Origin of the sequence: Azoarcus olearius (genome assembly GCF_001682385.1) — a bacterium.
GTDB classification, from domain to species: domain Bacteria; phylum Pseudomonadota; class Gammaproteobacteria; order Burkholderiales; family Rhodocyclaceae; genus Azoarcus; species Azoarcus olearius.
On the sequence record NZ_CP016210.1, the window covers coordinates 1,055,043 to 1,072,792 of the forward strand.

A 17,750-nucleotide genomic window follows, 5' to 3' on the forward strand; every position below is an offset into this window, starting at 1 on the left:
AATGCGCAAACAGAAACTCGTCATGGTCGGCAACGGCATGGCCGGCGTGAAGACGCTGGAAGAGCTGCTCAAGCACGCGCCGGATGCGTTCGAGATCACCGTGTTTGGCGCCGAGCCGCACGGCAACTACAACCGCATCCTGCTGTCGCCGGTGCTGGCGGGCGAAATGAGCCTGCCGGAGATCATGCTCAACGACATCGGCTGGTACCGCGCCCACGGCATCACGCTGCATGCAGGCCGCCGCGTGGTGGAGATCGACCGCGCCCGCCGCATCGTGCGCGCCGACGACGGCACCGAGGCCGCCTACGACCGCCTGCTGCTCGCCACCGGCTCGGCGCCTTTCATCCTGCCGGTGCCCGGCCGCGAACTGCCCGGGGTGATCGCCTACCGCGACATCGCCGACACCGAGGCGATGATCGACGCGGCCCGCCAGCACCGCCACGCGGTGGTGATCGGCGCCGGCCTGCTCGGCCTCGAAGCGGCGAATGGCCTGGTGCTGCGCGGCATGGACGTCACGGTGGTGCATCTGGGCGGCTGGATCATGGATCGCCAGCTCGACCAGCCGGCGGCAGAGCTGCTGCAGGCTTCGCTCGAAGCCAAGGGCATGCGCTTCCGCCTGCAGGCACAGACCGCGGCGCTGCTGCCGGGGGCGGGCGGGCGCGTTGCTGCCGTGCAGTTGCAGGACGGCAGCACGCTCCCGGCCGATCTGGTCGTGATGGCCGCCGGCATCCGCCCCAACACCGCGCTGGCCGAAGCGGCCAAGCTGCGCTGCGAACGCGGCATCGTCGTCCACGACACGCTGCAGACAGTGACCGATCCGCGCATCTATGCGGTGGGCGAATGCGTCAATCATCGCGGTACCGCTTACGGCCTGGTGGCGCCGCTGTTCGAGCAGGCCCGCGTCTGCGCCAACCATCTCGCCGGCCACGGCATCGGCCGCTACACCGGCTCGGTAACCTCGACCAAGCTCAAGGTCACCGGCGTCGATGTGTTCTCCGCCGGCGACTTCATGGGCGGCGAAGGCTGCGACGAGATCGTGCTGCACGACCGTGCCGGCGGCATCTACAAGAAGCTGGTGCTCAAGGAGAACCGGCTTGCCGGCGCGGTGATGGTGGGCGACACCGCCGACGGCGCCTGGTACTTCCAGCTGGTGCGCGAGGGCGGCGACGTTTCGGCGCTGCGCGACCACATGATGTTCGGCCAGCGCTTCACGCAGTCCCAGCTGGCGGGCGCCGCCTGCCCGGGCTGAGCGCGCGGCGACGGCGAGACGCAAAGGAATGAAGACATGGAGCCCCACATGAACCTGGCCGACCTGGGCCTGAAGGCCAACGAAACCCGCTCGGTGTGCTGCTACTGCGGCACCGGCTGCGGCGTCATCGTCGAGCGCGACGGCGGCCGCATCACCGGCGTGCGCGGCGACCCGGCGCATCCGGCCAACTTCGGCCGGCTGTGCACCAAGGGCTCCACGCTGCACCTGGCCGCCGCGCCCGGCGGCCGCGCGCTGTACCCCGAACTGCGCAGCACCCGCGCCGACAGCCGCCGCCGCGTCGGCTGGGACGAGGCGCTCGACACCGCCGCCGACCGCTTCGCCGCGATCATCCGCGAGCACGGCCCGGACGCGGTCGCTTTCTACATCTCCGGCCAGCTGCTGACCGAGGACTACTACGTCTTCAACAAGCTCGCGCGTGCGCTGGTCGGCACCAACAACATCGATTCCAACTCGCGGCTGTGCATGTCGAGCGCGGTGGCCGGCTACAAGGGCACGCTCGGTACCGACAGCGTGCCGGCCAGCTACGAAGACCTCGCGCTCGCCGACCACCTGCTGATCACCGGCGCCAACCCCGCGTGGGCCCACCCCATCGTGTTCCGCCGCATCGAGGAGGCGAAGCGCGCCAACCCCGACCTCTTCATCACCGTGATCGACCCGCGCCGCACCGAAACCGCCGAGTTCGCCGACCTGCATCTGCAGATCGCTCCCGGCACCGACGTGCTGCTCTACAACGCGATGCTGCACGTGCTGTTGTGGGAAGACCTGATCGACCGCGACTTCATCCGCGACCACACCAGCGGCTTCGACGCATTGCGCGAGCAACTCGCTGATTGTTCGCCGGCCAAGGTCGCCGGCCTGTGCGGCGTGCCCGCCGACAAGATCGTCGAGGCGGCGCGCCGCTTCGGCAAGGCGCGCGGCGCGGTGTCGCTGTGGTGCCAGGGCCTCAACCAGTCGCACCACGGCGTCGCCAACAACAGCGCGCTGATCCATCTGCATCTGGCCACCGGCCAGATCGGCCGCCCCGGCGCCGGCCCGTTCTCGCTCACCGGCCAGCCCAACGCCATGGGCGGCCGCGAAGTCGGCGCCATGGCCACCATCCTGCCGGCCCACCGCGACCCCGCCAACGCCGACGACCGCGCTGATCTCGCCCGCCTGTGGGGCGTGCCGGCACTGCCGGAAGCGCCGGGCCTGGCCGCGGTGCAGATGTTCGACGCGATCGGCGAAGGCCGGATCAAGGCGGTATGGATCGCGTGCACCAACCCGGCGCAATCGCTGCCCGACCAGGACAAGGTGCGCGCCGCGCTGGACAAGGCCGAATTCGTCGTCGTCCAGGAAGCCTTCGCCGACACCGAAACCGTGCCCTATGCCGACCTGCTGCTGCCGGCGGCGAGCTGGGGCGAGAAGTCCGGCTCGGTCACCAACTCCGAGCGCCGCGTCAGCCGCGTGCGCGGCGTGGTGCCGGCGCCCGGCGAAGCCCGCCCCGACTGGGCGATCGCCGCCGATTTCGCGCGCCGCCTGCAGACCCGCCTCGCGCCTGCTGCTGCGGCGGGCTTCGACTGGGCCGACGAGGCGGCGGTGTTCGCCGAGCACGTCAGCCTGTCCGCCGGCCGCGACTGCGACATGAGCGGCCTGTCCTACGGCGTGCTCGAAGCGCTCGGCCCGCAGCAGTGGCCGTACCCGCAAGGCGCCGGCGGCGGCACGCTGCGCCTCTTTACCGACGGCCGTTTCAACACCGCCGACGGCCGCGCCCGCTTCAATCCGGTCGGCTTCCCGGTGCGCCACGCGCCGTTGCCGGAACCGACCGATGCCGCTCACCCCTTCGTGCTCACCACCGGCCGCCTGCGCGACCAGTGGCACGGCATGAGCCGCACCGGCAAGGTCGCCGCGCTGTGGGGCCACACCCCGCGCGCCGAGGTGGCGGTGAACCCGGCCGATCTCGACCGCCGCGGCCTCGCCGCCGGCCAGCTGGTCAAGGTCGCCAGCCGGCGCGGCGCGCTGGTGCTGCCGGTGGCCGCCGACAGCGGCGTGGCCCCCGGCCAGGCATGGATTCCGATGCACTGGGGCGGCGCCACGCTGGCACAGTCGGGCACCAACCTGGTGACCTCGGCGGCAACCGATCCGGTGTCCAAGCAGCCAGCGCTGAAGCAGGCGGCGGTGTCGATCGCCCCGGTGGACTTCGGCTGGCGCGCGGCGTGGGCCGCGCAGGCGCGCGACGGCGCCGAGGCGGTGGCATGGATGGCGGCGCTGCAGCCGCAGCTGGCCGCCTTCGGCTATGCCGCGCTGTCGCTGGCGGGCCGCGAGCGCAGCGTGGTGGTGCTGCAGGTCGCCGACACCGCGCCGGCACCCGCCGAACGGCTCGCCGATATCGACCAGCTGTTCGGCTGCGTGGCCGACGACCACGCGGTGCTCGCCTTCCGCGACAGCCGCCGGGGCATCGACAAGCGCGCCCGCATCGCCGATGGCACGCTGGTTGCTATCCGCCTCGTGGGCGAAGTGGCGGCGGCCGACTGGCTGATTGCCGCGATCGTTGCAGGCGAACCCGCCGAGCCGCTGCGGCCGTGGCTGTTCGCGCCGCTGTCGCGCCCGCCCGCCGGGCTTGCCAGGGCCGAGCGCACGGTGTGCAACTGCTTCGGCATCGGCGAGCAGCAGATCCGCGAGGCGATCGGCGGGGGCGCCGACCTCGACGCGCTGCAAGGCGCACTCAAGTGCGGTACCGCCTGCGGCTCCTGTCTGCCCGCGCTGCGGCGCATGGTGGCGGAAGGGGCTGTCGCGGAGGTCGCTGGCGCGTGAAACCGGCGGGTACGCCCGCCACACCACAGGAGCAAGGGATGACGACGATGGCGATGGCGACGGCGGCGCGCGCCCGCGCAGTTCCGTGGCGACCTGCGCGCGGGCTGCTCGGATTGTGGGGTGCCACGGTGGCCGCAACGAGTGTTCTGTTCCTCGCCGAGGGCATCGCGCTGCAGGCCGTGGGCGCACTCGGCATGCTGGCCGCACTGGTGGCGGCGCTGCGCGCGGGGGGGCGGTTCGAGCGCCGGCTCGCGGAGCTGGATGCCTTTGCCGCGGCCTGCGCCGGCGGCCACTTCACCGCCCGGCTCACTACGCCGGCCGATGACGCGCTGACGCCGCTCGCCGAGCACCTCAACGCGGCCGTGCGTTGCATTGCCCAGGTGCTGGCCGAACTGGATCGCGCCGGTGCCGAACTGCGCAACGTCTCGCGCGAAACGCTGGCCGATGTGGCGGCCGGCGAGGCCGGCGTGCGCAGCCAGCGCGACATCACGGTGTCGTCCGCGGCGACGCTGGAACAGTTGATCACCAGTCTGGCCGCCACCCGCGATGCGGCGGCCGACGCCGCCCAGGCGGCCGAAGGCGCTGCGCGCGAGGCGGCACGCGGCGAAGCGGAGGCGGGCGCCGTTGCCGCCGCGATGGGGGCGGTGGCTGCCGACGTGGATGCCGCAGCGGACGTGGCCACGGCCCTGGCGGAGCGTTCGCGCCGGATCGAGGGTATCGCGGCGACCATAGGCGGCATCGCCGCACGCACCAACCTGCTCGCGCTCAATGCCGCGATCGAGGCGGCGCGGGCGGGCGAGGCGGGGCGCGGCTTCGCCGTGGTGGCGGACGAAGTGCGCCAGCTTGCCGACGGCAGCGCTGCGGCGACCGCCGAGATCGGCAGTCTGATCCAGGAGGTGTTGGCCGAGGTCGACCGGCTGGCGCGTGTGATCGGCGACACCCGCCGCAGTGCCGGCGACAGCTGCGCGCGGGCGCAGGCCGCCGCAAGCTTGCTCGCGACCATCCGCGACGCCGCCGGCCAGACGCAGCTGCGCATCCGCGAGATCGCCGAGGCGAGCGCCGAGCAGAGCATCGCCGGCGAGCGGATTGCGGGCGATGTGGAACAGGTCGCGCGGCTGGCTGACGACAACGCGCTCCGAATCGGCGAAAGTGGTGAACTCGCGCGCTACCAGGACGAACTGGTGGGCCGGCTCGAAGAGCGGCTGGGCGCGTACCGCTACGAATAGTCGCGGCGCGCTCTATCGGCCGCGCCTGGGCCGGGCGGCGGTGGAAACAGGATCAGCAACGGGACGCAGCAATGATGGAATGGCAAATGGGCATGGCCGCGGCGCTGGGCGGCGCGGCGGCGCTGTGGGCGTTGCACCGGGTGTTCGGGGCCGGCGCGGCCGCCGGCGGCCGCCGCGCGCTGGCGGCGCTCGGCAGCGTCGGGCGGCTGACCGAACTGATCGCCCAGGTGCAGCAGCACCGCGGCATGAGCGGCGCCTGGCTGGCAGGCGATGCGAGCTTCGCCAACCGCCTGCCAGCCCGCCAGGCGGCGGTGGCGGCCTTGTTCGATGCGCTGGTCGAGGACGCCACGCGCGAGGACTTCGAGCGCCTGCCGTGCTTCGGCAGCGCCGAACTCGAGGCTCTGCAGCGCGACTGGCAACAGCTGGTGGAGCAACTGCCGCGCTTGAGCCCGGAGGAGAGCTTCCTGCGCCATTGCCGGCTGATCGCCGTGGTGCTCGGCTGGCTGGGAGCGCTGGGCGAGGCCCGCATCGCCCAGCAAGGCGCGGCCAATCTGGCGCCCGCGGTGCGCAAGGCGGTGGCGGATCTGCCGGCGCTGGCCGAATGTCTCGGCCAGGCACGCGCGCTGGGCAGCGCGGTGGCGGCGCGCGGCCGCTGCGCCCCGGTGGCGCGGGTGCGGCTGCATTTCCTGGTGTCACGCGCGGGCGGCCTGCTTGCGCGCGCGGCGCAGGGCGCCGGCGCTGGCGCCGCGCGTCCGGTCGGCGCGTTCCTGCAGGCCCTGCGAGAGCGCGTGCTGCAGGGCGAGCGCGTCGGCATGGACGCGGCGACCTGCTTCCGCCTCGGCACGGAGGCGGTGGATGCGGTGTACGTGTGGCTCGCGCAGGAGCGTTCCGGCATCGAGCACGCCCTGCACGGCCTGCCCTCCGCCCGTCCGCGCTGGGGTGAGCGCGCCGGCGTGCGGGGCTGAGGGTGGCCGCTCTGCTGTTACCCGCCCTGCTGGCGGGCGCCTGCGCGCTGGCGCTGGGGCTTGCGCTGCGCTTGAGGGCACTGCACCGCCAACGGGATGCCGCCGCGGCGCAGGCCGCCGAAGCGGAACTCCGCTTTCGCAGCATCTTCGACAACGCCGTGCTCGGCATGTACCAGACGACGGAAGACGGCCACTACCTCGCCGCGAACCAGGCGCTGGCCGACCTCTACGGTTACCCCACGCCCGCCGCGCTGATGGCCGGACTGTCCGATATCGCCGGCCGGCTCTATGTGGAACGCGGCCGGCGCGACGACTTCAAGGCGCTGATCCGGGCGCGGGCGCGCGTGGTCGATTTCGAATCCGAGGTGTATCGCCGCGACGGCGAGCGCATCTGGATCAGCGAGAACGCGCACGCGGTGCACGGTGCCGACGGGCGTTTCCTGTACTACGAGGGTTCGGTCGAGGATATCTCCGAGCGCCGCCGCCACCGCACCCAGCTTGAGCATCAGGCCACCCACGACCCGGTCACCGGCCTGCCCAACCGCTATCTGCTGCAGGACCGCCTCGACCGCGCGATGGGCGCGGCACGTCGCCGTGACGAGCGTTTGATGGTGGCCTTCATCGACCTCGACAATTTCAAGTTCGTGAACGACAGCATGGGCCACGCGGTGGGCGACCGCCTGCTGGTGGAGATGGCGCGGCGGTTGCAGGCCTGCGTGCGCGAGACCGATACGCTGGCGCGCTACGGCGGCGACGAGTTCGTGCTCATCATCAGTAGCGCGGCCGCCCAGGCCGACCCGGTGCAGGTGCTCGAACGCGTGCACGATGCGGTGCGCCAGCCGCTGGCGCTGGAAGGGCGCGACCTCAGCGTGGGCTGCTCGATGGGCGTGGCGGTCTATCCGCGCGACGGCGCCGATCTGGAAACCCTGCTGCGCCACGCCGATGCGGCGATGTACCAGGCCAAGGCGGCGGGCAAGGGCCAGTTCCGCTTCTACGAGGCGGGTCTGAATGCCGCCGTGCAGGAGCGGCTGGCGCTGGAGTCGGCGTTGCGGCGCACGCTGGAGAACGATAGCGACGAGTTGCAGGTGGCGTATCAACCCAAGTTCGATGCGAGCGGCGACGTCTGCGGTTGCGAGGCGCTGGCGCGCTGGCACAGCACGGAATCCGGCACGGTCGCGCCAGACCGCTTCATTCCGCTGGCGGAAGAGACGGGCCTGATCGTGCTGCTGACCGCGCGCGTGCTGCACGCCGCCTGCGCCGAGGCGGTGCGCTGGTCGGGGCAGGGCGGCGCGGCCCCTGGCGTGGCGGTGAACATTTCGGCGCGCCACTTCCGCCGCGACGGCCAGTTGGCGGCGCTGGTGCGCGCGGCGCTGGAGCAAAGCGGCCTGCCGCCAGGGCGGCTGCAACTGGAGCTGACCGAAAGCCTGTTCGTCGGCAATGTGGAGGAAACGGTGGCGATTCTGGGCGAGCTGAAGGCGCTGGGCGTCACGATCGCGATCGACGACTTCGGTACCGGCTACTCGTCGCTCGCTTACCTGAAGCGCTTTCCGGTTGATGTGCTGAAGATCGACCGCTCCTTCGTCGGCGAATGCGACCGCGCGGATGATGCGCGTTCGATCACCGGTGCGGTGCTGTCGCTGGGCCGCAGTCTGGGTCTGCGCGTGGTGGCCGAGGGCGTCGAACGTCCGGCCCAGGCCGCCTACCTGCTCGCCCACGGCTGCGACGAGCTGCAGGGCTATCTCTACGCGCAGCCGATGCCGGCTGCGGCGCTGCGCGACTTCCTCGCCAGCTACCGCGGGGGCCGGCGCGCGCCGGCGCTGGCGGCCGTGGGCTGAAGGCCGGCGAGGCGGCACAATCCGTCGTCCCGTTGCAAGGAGTGCGTGCCGATGAAGACCCGTCTTGCCGACTGTCCCGCCTATGTCACGAAGGACGGTTCCGAGATCCGCGAGCTGTTGCACCCGGCTTTGCACGGGGCGCGCAACCAGAGTCTGGCTGAAGCGGTGGTTGCGCCCGGCATGCGCACCGTGCTTCACCGCCATCGGCGCAGCGAGGAGCTGTACCACGTCACCGCGGGCAGCGGGATCATGACCCTGGGCGAGGACCGCTTCGCCGTCGAGGCGGGCGACACGGTGCTGATTCCCCCCGGTACCGCACACTGCATCCAGGCCGGTGAAGCGGCGGCTCTGCACATCCTGTGCTGCTGCAGCCCGGCCTATGCGCATTCCGACACGGAGTTGCTGGAATAGCGCCGCCTGGGGACCGCCCGGCATGCCGGTACGGACCGGGGTGTGAATTAGTTATTCGAGGTAAATAATTTCGCCCCCGTACCATCATCCTGGCTAACCGGACCTGGAGCGATTGCGCTACGGCCGGTCGTTTTGGAGGACGGGTGCGGAGATGGCGGGTCGGGATCGGGAGCCGCATGAGGCAGGACGGAAGGGTGGCGCTCCGGGTGGGGCTCCGGTCCTGTTCGTTCTGGGCGGGCTCGTCGCTGCAGCAGTGTTGGCCGTATTGGCGATCAGCGGGGCGTATCTCGCGGTAGCGGTGGTGACGCTGACCCTTCTGCTGTTCGCCGCGGTCCTGACAGGCGGACCGAGGGAGACGCAGGACGGCGGCGTCGAGATCACCACTTCACGTCGCGAACCCACTGCTTCGCCTGGAAGCCGCGGCCCGGAGCCCGACGAACTCGATCGCGCACTCGCGTCGGTATATCCGTCACCTCCGCTGTCGGAGACGCGGCCTCCACGCCCGACCGCCTGGTCGGCCGAGGTGCTCGACCGCATGGAGTGGAAGCGTTTCGAGGACCTGTGCTGCGCGTTCTACCGCGAGAAGGGGATCCGGGCGGAGACCACCCGGCTGGGCGCCGACGGAGGCGTCGATGTGCGCCTGTTCCAGGACGACGCCGACCCGGCCCGGCTTACGGCGATCGTGCAGTGCAAGGCGCACAGCCGGCAGGTCGGGGTGAAGCCGGTACGCGAGCTGCGCGGCGTGATGGCGCACGAAAAGGTGGAGAAGGCCTTCTTCATGGCGCCGCGCGGTTTCACCGACGAGGCGCGGGCGTTTGCCGCGGAAAACCGGATCACGCTGCTCGATGGCAAGCTTTTCCTGGCGATGTTGCAGCGCCTGCCGGCGGAGTCCGCCCAACGCCTGCTCGACTTTGCCACTGCCGGCGACTGGACGACGCCGACCTGCCCCAGCTGTGGCGCGCCGATGACTGCGCGCAAGGGTCAGCGCGGCGCGTTCTGGGGCTGCAGTACCTATCCGCGCTGCCGCGGCCTGCTGCCGATGCGCGGCGCGGGCTGAGGCGAGCGGCCGCGCCCGCGTCTGCTACTTGAGCGTGAAGCCGCGGTTGTGCAGCGCCTCGACCAAGCGGTCGCGCCCCGACAGGCTTTCCGGCCCGGCGACGCGCTTGGCCGAGTGAACCGCCCAGGTGCCGTGCACCTTCATGTTCTGGCGCTCGTAGAACTGCGCCATCGCGCCGTTGTAGGCGGCGATGCCTTCGTCCTGGGCGGGGAGCGGCGTGTAGGTTTCGTGGTGCAGCACCACCGACTGCGGCGGGCGCGGTTTGATCTCGGCGGGCTGAGCGGGATCGGGCCGACCTACGCACATGCCGAACACCGCCACGACCTTGGACGGCAGCCGCAGCAGTTCGGCCACGCGTTCGGGCTGGTTGCGCATGCCGCCGATATACACGGTGGCAAGGCCAAGCGATTCTGCCGCCGCGGCGGCGTTCTGCGCCGCGAGCGCGGCGTCGATGACACCGACCAGGAACATCTCGAGGTAGTCGAGTGCCGCCGAGGGCCTTTCGTTGGCAAGCGCGAGGTGTTCGAGGCGGGCGAGATCGGCGAGCCACACCAGTTGCAGCGGCGCATCGCGGACGTGGGCCTGGCCGCCTGCGCATTCCGCCAGCGCGGCGCGCGTGGCCGGGTCGCGCACCGCCACCACGCTCCATGCCTGCAGGTTGGACGAACTCGCCGCCGATTGTGCAGCGGCGACGATCGCCACCAGTTCGTCTTCCGAGACCGGGTCGGGCAGGTAGGCGCGGACCGAGCGGTGGCCGAGCAGGTGTTCGATGACGGGAGACCAGGCCGCCGGCGCGCGCGCGGCCGCGTCGCCATAGCGGGTCTGGAACAGGGTGTCGGGCTGGTTCATCGGGGCTCCGGGGAAGGGCGGCACGCAGCCGGAAAATCAACGAAGCCCGAGTATATGCCGGCGGAGCGCGGCCGCCGTGGTGGCGGCCTGCGCGGGCCGGTGTGATCAGGCCTCTTCGGCTTCCGGCAGGTAGGCTTGCAGGACCTCGACCCAGGCTTGCAGGCGCGCTTCGGTCTTGTCAGCTTCGTTGATGTCGTCGAACGGCAGACCCACGAACTGACCGTCGCGTTCCGCGAAGGAGTACTTGTAGGTGTAGCCCTCGGTGGGGAAGCTGCCGACCAGGGTCGCGCCGCGGGCCTTGAATTTGTCGTAAAGAATACCAAGCGCACTGACAAACTGTTCACCATGCGACACATAGTCGCCGGCGCCGAACACGGCGATGGTCTTGCCGGAGAAGTCCGGCTTGTCGTTGTCGAGGTCCAGCAGCGGATCGCGCCAGTCGTTCTGCACCTCGCCCGAGCCCCAGGTGGAGCAGCCGAACAGCAGGAAGTCGTAGTCGAGCATCTCGTCGAAGTCGACGAAGTCCTCTTCCATGCTGTAGAGGTCACAACGGTCTTCGCCGAGGAATCCGGCCAGCTTTTCGGCTGCCGCCTTGGTTACGCCGGAGCTGCTGCCGTAGAAGATACCGATGCGGGACATGGCTTTTTTCCTTTCATTCAGTAAGTGACGGTGCGTAGCGCCGCGTGGATGGGACCGCCGCGGCGGTGAGCGCATGCTGCGTTCGGGAGAGATAAAGCAAGCGCCTTGCCAAGGGCCGGCTTCAATTCGGGCGTGCTTATTGCATCGACGGGCGCCCCGCGGCAGGGGCGAACTGCTACAATGCCGGCCGTGGCGGGTCTCCCCGCATTGCAGCGCGGTGAACCTGGTCAGGGCCGGAAGGCAGCAGCCACAGCCGTTCCCTGCAAGTGCCGGGGGTCAGGCTCGCCACCCTGAACACATGAAAAGGGCGCCCTGGCGGGGCGCCCTTTTTGTTGCGCGCGGCGTTTCAGCCGAGCAGGCGATCCATCATCAACATCGCGATGAAGCCGGCCACCAAGCCCGCGGTGGCGAGCGTTTCGTGCCCGCGCCGGTGCGACTCGGGGATGATCTCGTGGCTGACCACGAACAACATCGCCCCCGCGGCACCGGCGAGACCCCAAGGGAGCAGCGCGGTGGCGGTCGAGACGAGCATGGAGCCGGCCACTGCGGCGACTGGTTCGATGAGGCCTGAAATCGCCGCGACCGCGAACGCGAACAGGCGGCCGTAGCCGGCGGCGGCCAGCGCAATCGCCACAATCAGGCCTTCCGGCACGTTCTGCAGCGAGATCCCGGTGGCGACCGCATTCGCGCTGCCCGCTTCGGTGACATTCATGCCGGTGGCGACGCCGATCGCAAGCCCTTCAGGAATGTTGTGCACCGCGATCGCAAACACGAAGAGCCATACCGCGGTGGCGCTCCGCGTGCCGTCGGGGGCGTGCGAGTGAGGCAGGGCGCGGTCCATGACGAGGAGCAGGGCCGCGCCGAGCGCGAGGCCCGCCGCCACGACGCCGACCGCGGCGGGACCGGTGGTTCCGAGCGCATGGGCCGCATCGAAGGCCGGGAGCAACAGCGAGAACACGCTTGCGGCAAGCATCACGCCGGCGCCGAAGCCGAGCAGCAATCCTTGCACGCCGGCGCCGATGCGCCGCATCACGAGCAAGGGAAGGGCGCCGAGCGCGGTTGCTGCTGCGGACATGGCGCCACCTGCAAGCGCGTCGCCGATCGGGCCGCCGATCGCGCCGCCGCCGATTTCTCCGGCGAGGCGGGTGGCCAGCAGCGCCAGACCGGTCAGGGCGATCAACCAGCCGGCGAGTGCGCGCGCTGCGCTGGCCGGGCTGGCGGGCATGAAGTGCAGACGGGCGACCTTGGCAACCATGTTCGACTCCGGGGTGTGAAGCGACGCTTCCGATGAGTCGACTATGGCTGTCCGGTATTTATAGTTCCAATTGAATGATTTTAATTATTCGATAGGTATCGGCTAAATCAACGGGCGCCGATAACCGCCGGGCGTGCCCGTTGGCGACATCACGATCTGCCACAGCTGGGTGGTGCGGGCGCGGAAGGTGCCGGCACAGGCGAGCAGGTAGTAGCGCCACATCCGGTGGAAGCGTTCGCCATAGCGTTCGGCGAAGCGGGGCCAGGCGGTCTCGAAGCGTGCGTGCCAGGCCATCAGCGTGCGGTCGTAGTCGGCGCCAAAGTTGTGGACGTCTTCGATGATGAAGCGGTCTTCCGCCGCGTCGGTGATCTGTCCGAGCGTGGGCAGGTCGCCGTTCGGAAAGATGTAGCGGTCTATCCACGGATCGGTCGGCATCCGGCGCAGGTTCTTGCCGATCGTGTGCAACAGGAACAGGGCCTGCGTATCGTCATCGGGCAGGCAGCGCCGTACCGCATCGAAATACGCGGGATGATTCTTGTGGCCGACGTGCTCGAACATGCCGAGCGAGGCCGCACGGTCGAAGTGCTCGCCTTCTGCCGGGCGGAATTCACGGTAATCGGCGAGGCGGAACTCCACCGGCAAACCCGCGCAGCGCGCGCGCCCGAATTCGGCCTGCTCGCGCGAGATGGTGAGCCCCACGCACTGCACGCCGTAATGCGTGGCGGCGAACTTCATCAGGCTGCCCCATCCGCAGCCGATGTCGAGCAGGCGCATGCCGGGGCGCAGTTCGAGCTTGCGGCAGACCAGGTCGAGTTTGGCGCGCTGCGCTTCCTCGAGCGAACCCGCGCCGGCCCAGTAGCCGCAGGTGTAGGCCATGTGCGGGTCGAGCATGGCCTCGAAGAAGTCGTTGCCGAGGTCGTAATGGGTCTGGCCGACATGCCAGGCGCGGCGCAGGTTCTGCAGATTGAACAGGCGCGCGCGCAGGCTCTGGACCATCAGCGAGGTGGTGCCGACCTTTTCGTCCAGATGTGCGCCCAGTACGCGGCGGAAGAACTCGTCGAGCCGGGCACAATCCCACCAGCCGTCCATATAGGCTTCACCCAGCCCCAGGCTGCCCTGCGCGAGCACGCGGGCGGCGGTGTCCGGGTGATGCACCTGGATGTCCCAGGGCCGCTCGCCGTCCACGCTGACGTCCGCGAGCGCGAGGAGTTCGGCGAAGGCGCGCCGCGCGCCATCGTCGCCCCCGCGCCGGGCCGCGGTGCCACGGTGGGCGCGGGAGTACGCAGGGGGCGCCACGGGGCGGGAGGCGGCGCGGTCTGTATCGGCAGAGTTCATGCACGCTCCTCTAGCGCAAGCGCGTCGTCCGGCCCGGGCGGGCGACGGCGTACACCCGGGTCAAGACACTTCGGCGATTTCCGCGCAAACGGCGCACAGTGTGTCGATCCACGCGCGAACTTCTTCGGCTAGGTGTTCCATTGCGTTCTCCCCTGAGGCGGCGCGGAGCCGACGACTGAAGGATAGGCAGCGACCGGAGATAGACCAAATGGATTGAGCCAATCGCGCCGATTGGCAATTCGAATCATCGGCGGAGCGCGCCGGGAACGGGCAGGGGGGCTCTGCTAGAATCCCCACCCATGAGCTACCAGGTCCTTGCACGCAAATGGCGGCCGAAATCCTTCGGCACGCTGGTCGGTCAGGAGCACGTCGTCCGTGCGCTGAGCCACGCGCTCGCCACCGGCCGCCTGCACCACGCCTACCTGTTCACCGGTACGCGCGGGGTGGGCAAGACCACCATCAGCCGCATCCTGGCTAAAGCGCTCAACTGCGAAACCGGCGTGACGGCGGAGCCCTGCGGCCAGTGCGAAGCCTGCCGGGCGATCGATGCGGACCGCTTCCCCGACTACGTGGAAATGGATGCCGCCTCCAACCGGGGGGTGGAAGACATGGCCGCGTTGCTCGACAAGGCGGTATACGCGCCGGTGCAGGGCCGCTACAAGGTCTACATGATCGACGAAGTGCACATGCTCACCGGGCATGCGTTCAACGCGATGCTGAAGACCCTCGAAGAGCCGCCGGAGCACGTCAAGTTCATCCTCGCCACCACCGATCCGCAGAAGATCCCGGTGACGGTGCTGTCACGCTGCCTGCAGTTCAACCTCAAGCAGATGCCGCAGGGGCATATCGTCGAGCACCTGGACCGCGTCCTGACCGCCGAGGCGGTACCGTTCGAGCCGCCCGCGCTGCGGCATATCGCCAAAGCGGCCAACGGCTCGATGCGCGATGCCCTTTCGCTGCTCGATCAGGCGATCGCTCACGGCGCCGGCAAGGTGGCTGAAGAGCAGGTCACGCACATGCTCGGCACCGTCGGTGATGATCACCTGCACGCCGTGCTGGAGGCGCTCGCCGCAGCCGACATGGCGGCGCTGCTCGCCGTGGCCGACGGCATGGAGGCGCGCAGCCTCTCGTTCGACGCCGCGCTGCAGGCGCTGGCTTCACTGCTGCACCGGGTCGCGCTCTATCAGTTTGCGCCGGCAGCGATTACCGACCCGCTCGAACGAAGCCGGGTCGAAGTCCACGCCGCGGCCTTCGACGCCGAGTTTCTGCAGCTCGCCTACCAGATTGCGATCCATGGCCGGGAAGAGCTGCCGTTGGCGCCGGACGAATACACCGGCTTCACGATGACGCTGCTGCGTCTGCACGCGTTCCGCCCGGAGCAGCCGCCGGCCTTGGGAAGCACGCCGACCGGCGCGGACGGGGGCGCGGGGGGCGAGCGCCGGCCGCTGCCGGCGCGGGCGCCGGCTCCCGCCGCGGTGACGCCCCAGATGCAAAGCGCCGGCGCCGGGATGCCGCCAAATGCGGTCGCGGCGACGAACCGGCCCGTTCCGCCCGCGGCGACGACGGCCGCCCCGGCCCCTGTGTCGGCCGCGCCTGTGCCGCAGGCACCGTCTTCCTCCGCCGCGCCTCCTGCGCCCGCAGCGCCGGTGGCGCCGCCCGAGGGGCCGGCGGTTTCCCCGCCGGCGGGCGACGTTCCGCCGTGGGAGGAGCTGCCCCCGGAAGCGCAGTGGGACGAGGGTGACAGGGCCGCAGCGGGCGGTGCCGAGCGCTTCGACGAGGAATTGAACGACGCGCCGCCGCGTCCGGCCCCGCTTGCGGTCGTCAGACCCTCTACGGCGCCGGCGGTAGCACCCGCCGCGGACGAAGCACCCGGGGACGCCGTGCTGGCAGCCCCGCAGGCGCTGGCGGCGGGCGACTGGCGGTCCTTGGTACGTGCCCTCGGGCTGACCGGCATGCTGCGGGAGCTGGCGCAGCACTGCGAGTGGGTGGGGCTGGATGGCGAGCAGCTCGAGCTGCGCCTGTCGGCCACCCATCGCCATCTGCTCGATATCAACCGCAGCGCGCCCGAGCGGTTGCAGGAACAACTCGGCGCCGCGTTGGGGCGCACGCTCCGGGTCCGGATCGTCATCGGTACCATCGAGGGTGAGACGCCCGCCCAACGCGACGAAATCGAGCGTCGGCAGCGCCACGCCGAAGCGGTCGCGGCGCTCGAATGCGACCCCTTCGTGCGTGAATTGATCGAGCGCTTCGATGCCACGCTGCTCGAAGACACGGTACGGCCGCTCTAGGCCTGCCCCCACGGCTAACCCATCCCTTCCTTCCCAGCGGAGAACATGATCATGATGAAAGGCGGTATTGCCGGCCTGATGAAGCAGGCCCAGCAGATGCAGGACAACATGAAGAAGATGCAGGACCAGCTCGCCAGCGTCGAGGTCGAGGGTCAGGCCGGCGCAGGCGTCGTCAAGGTGGTGATGACCTGCAAGTACGACGTGCGGCGCGTCAGCATCGACGACGCGGTGATGGACGACAAGGAAATGCTGGAAGACCTCGTCGCGGCGGCGCTCAACGACGCGGTCCGCAAGGTCGAGACCACCACGCAGGAAAAGATGGCGGGCTTCACGGCCGGCCTCAACCTGCCGCCGGGGTTCAAGCTTCCGTTCTGAGATCAACAGTCTCCACGCCGAATGCGTTCGCCGCCCCGCGAGGGGGCGGAGAGGCGCTTGAGGCGGCCCGACGCGTACCGATGTCCTCTCCTCCTTCCAGTCTCGACGAACTCATCGCCGCGCTGCGCTGCCTGCCTGGCGTCGGGCCGAAGTCCGCGCAGCGCATGGCCTACCACCTGCTGCAGCGCGACCAGCGCGGCGCGGCGCGGCTGGCGGGGGCGCTCGGCCATGCGCTCGAAGTGCTGCGCCATTGCCAGCGCTGCAACAACTTCTCCGAAGAGGCGGTCTGCCAGCGCTGCGCCAATCCGCGGCGCGACCCCGCGACGCTCTGTGTCGTCGAGATGCCCGCCGATCTGGCCATGATCGAGCAGACCCAGTCCTACAACGGCCTGTACTACGTGCTGATGGGGCGTTTGTCGCCACTCGACGGCGTGGGACCGCGCGAACTCGGGCTCGAACGCCTGATCGCGCGTGCGACCGACGGTGAGGTCAAGGAAGTCATCCTCGCGACCAACTTCACCAACGAGGGCGAGGCGACGGCGCACACCGTGGCCACGCTGCTCGGCGCGCGCGGGGTCAAGGTCAGCCGCATCTCACGCGGCGTGCCCGTCGGTGGCGAACTCGAACACACCGACACCGGCACGATTGCCCAGGCGCTGGTCGAGCGGCGCGCGTTCTGAACGCGTGCTGCAGTGCGGCAGGCGGCGCTTTCCTAGCCCCTGATCGAAGCAGGGTGATCGCTTTGAAAGCCTTGTGCCGACTGGATTTTCCGACTTCGCGCTTTCTCTGCTGCAGCGACTCCGATATAATCCGAAGGTTTTTTGTATCCGGTCTTTGGTTTTCCTTTCAGGGAAGAGGGTCATGAGCGTTGAACAAAAGATGGACAACGGCCGCCGCACGCTGTTGCTGGCGACGTCCGCCGCAGGCGGCGTCGCGGCGGTGGCCACGGCGGTGCCGTTCGTTGCCAGTCTGACGCCGTCCGAGCGCGCCAAGGCAGCAGGGGCGCCGGTCGAGGTCGATGTGGGCAAACTCGCCCCGGGCGAGATGATGACGGTGGAATGGCGCGGCAAGCCCGTGTGGATCCTGCGTCGCACCCCCGAAATGCTGGCGTCGCTGGACAAGACGGACGACAAGGTCAGCGATCCGCAGTCCGACAAGCTGCAGCAGCCCGAGTACGCCAAGAACAAGCATCGCTCGATCAAGCCCGAGTACCTGATCGCGGTCGGCATCTGCACCCACCTTGGCTGCTCGCCGTCCGACAAGTTCAAGGTCGGCGCCGAAAGCGGCGTCGGTGCGGACTGGCCCGGCGGCTTCCTGTGCCCCTGTCATGGCTCGCAGTTCGACCTCGCCGGTCGCGTCTACAAGAGCATGCCGGCGCCGGACAACCTCGAGATTCCTCCGCACAAGTACGTCGCGGACACCACCATCCTCGTCGGTGAAGACGGAAAGGCCTAA

Annotated in this window: 14 protein-coding genes, 1 other RNA gene and 1 pseudogene; 12 read left to right on the forward strand and 4 right to left on the reverse strand. The window is 69.9% G+C overall.

Annotated features, from left to right (window positions below):
* Position 1: 1 nt before the first annotated feature.
* The 7 genes and pseudogenes from dqs_RS05025 to dqs_RS05055 form a co-directional block, all read left to right on the forward strand.
* Positions 2 to 1,204 (forward strand): annotated as a pseudogene (locus tag dqs_RS05025) (NAD(P)/FAD-dependent oxidoreductase); the annotation flags it as partial.
* Between the two features lie 81 nt (positions 1,205 to 1,285).
* Positions 1,286 to 4,060, forward strand: a complete 2,775-nt coding sequence (locus dqs_RS05030; protein ID WP_084018240.1) for a nitrate reductase — start codon at positions 1,286 to 1,288, stop codon at positions 4,058 to 4,060.
* 38 nt (positions 4,061 to 4,098) lie between these two features.
* On the forward strand, positions 4,099 to 5,286 hold the full coding sequence (locus dqs_RS05035; protein WP_065339843.1) for a methyl-accepting chemotaxis protein: 1,188 nt from the start codon (positions 4,099 to 4,101) through the stop codon (positions 5,284 to 5,286).
* Positions 5,287 to 5,357: 71 nt separating this feature from the next.
* Positions 5,358 to 6,251, forward strand: coding sequence for a nitrate- and nitrite sensing domain-containing protein (locus dqs_RS05040; protein ID WP_011764683.1), 894 nt, complete (start codon positions 5,358 to 5,360; stop codon positions 6,249 to 6,251).
* A 2-nt stretch (positions 6,252 to 6,253) separates the two neighbouring features.
* Positions 6,254 to 8,086, forward strand: coding sequence for a putative bifunctional diguanylate cyclase/phosphodiesterase (locus dqs_RS05045; protein ID WP_065339844.1), 1,833 nt, complete (start codon positions 6,254 to 6,256; stop codon positions 8,084 to 8,086).
* Between the two features lie 51 nt (positions 8,087 to 8,137).
* The gene (locus dqs_RS05050; RefSeq protein ID WP_065339845.1) at positions 8,138 to 8,497 is read left to right on the forward strand and encodes a cupin domain-containing protein; all 360 of its coding nucleotides are present in this window, start codon (positions 8,138 to 8,140) and stop codon (positions 8,495 to 8,497) included.
* Positions 8,498 to 8,798: 301 nt separating this feature from the next.
* Positions 8,799 to 9,554, forward strand: coding sequence for a restriction endonuclease (locus dqs_RS05055; protein ID WP_236778733.1), 756 nt, complete (start codon positions 8,799 to 8,801; stop codon positions 9,552 to 9,554).
* A 24-nt stretch (positions 9,555 to 9,578) separates the two neighbouring features.
* Here the strand turns inward: dqs_RS05055 and dqs_RS05060 are convergent, their stop codons facing one another.
* Together dqs_RS05060 and dqs_RS05065 are read right to left on the reverse strand one after the other, a co-directional pair.
* Positions 9,579 to 10,403 (reverse strand): NADPH-dependent oxidoreductase, encoded by an 825-nt coding sequence (locus dqs_RS05060; protein WP_011764687.1) that lies wholly within the window; start codon positions 10,401 to 10,403, stop codon positions 9,579 to 9,581.
* A gap of 105 nt (positions 10,404 to 10,508) precedes the next feature.
* Positions 10,509 to 11,042, reverse strand: coding sequence for a flavodoxin (locus tag dqs_RS05065; protein WP_011764688.1), 534 nt, complete (start codon positions 11,040 to 11,042; stop codon positions 10,509 to 10,511).
* A gap of 191 nt (positions 11,043 to 11,233) precedes the next feature.
* Between dqs_RS05065 and ffs the strand changes: the two genes are divergently transcribed.
* Positions 11,234 to 11,332: signal recognition particle sRNA small type (gene ffs / locus dqs_RS05070), an RNA gene on the forward strand.
* 56 nt (positions 11,333 to 11,388) lie between these two features.
* Here ffs and dqs_RS05075 read toward each other — a convergent pair.
* Together dqs_RS05075 and cfa are read right to left on the reverse strand one after the other, a co-directional pair.
* Positions 11,389 to 12,297 carry a ZIP family metal transporter gene (locus tag dqs_RS05075; protein WP_065339847.1) on the reverse strand — a complete coding sequence of 303 codons (909 nt, stop codon included), beginning with the start codon at positions 12,295 to 12,297 and terminating at the stop codon, positions 11,389 to 11,391.
* 102 nt (positions 12,298 to 12,399) lie between these two features.
* Positions 12,400 to 13,632, reverse strand: a complete 1,233-nt coding sequence (gene cfa / locus dqs_RS05080) for a cyclopropane fatty acyl phospholipid synthase (protein ID WP_084018243.1) — start codon at positions 13,630 to 13,632, stop codon at positions 12,400 to 12,402.
* 299 nt (positions 13,633 to 13,931) lie between these two features.
* Between cfa and dnaX the strand changes: the two genes are divergently transcribed.
* From dnaX to petA, 4 genes are all read left to right on the forward strand, one after another.
* The gene (gene dnaX, locus dqs_RS05085; RefSeq protein WP_065339848.1) at positions 13,932 to 15,920 is read left to right on the forward strand and encodes a DNA polymerase III subunit gamma/tau; all 1,989 of its coding nucleotides are present in this window, start codon (positions 13,932 to 13,934) and stop codon (positions 15,918 to 15,920) included.
* Positions 15,921 to 15,971: 51 nt separating this feature from the next.
* Positions 15,972 to 16,295 carry a YbaB/EbfC family nucleoid-associated protein gene (locus dqs_RS05090; protein WP_041643330.1) on the forward strand — a complete coding sequence of 108 codons (324 nt, stop codon included), beginning with the start codon at positions 15,972 to 15,974 and terminating at the stop codon, positions 16,293 to 16,295.
* An 80-nt stretch (positions 16,296 to 16,375) separates the two neighbouring features.
* Complete coding sequence (gene recR, locus dqs_RS05095; RefSeq protein ID WP_011764693.1) at positions 16,376 to 16,975, forward strand: recombination mediator RecR; 600 nt, start codon at positions 16,376 to 16,378, stop codon at positions 16,973 to 16,975.
* A 181-nt stretch (positions 16,976 to 17,156) separates the two neighbouring features.
* Positions 17,157 to 17,750 (forward strand): ubiquinol-cytochrome c reductase iron-sulfur subunit, encoded by a 594-nt coding sequence (petA, locus tag dqs_RS05100; RefSeq protein WP_011764694.1) that lies wholly within the window; start codon positions 17,157 to 17,159, stop codon positions 17,748 to 17,750.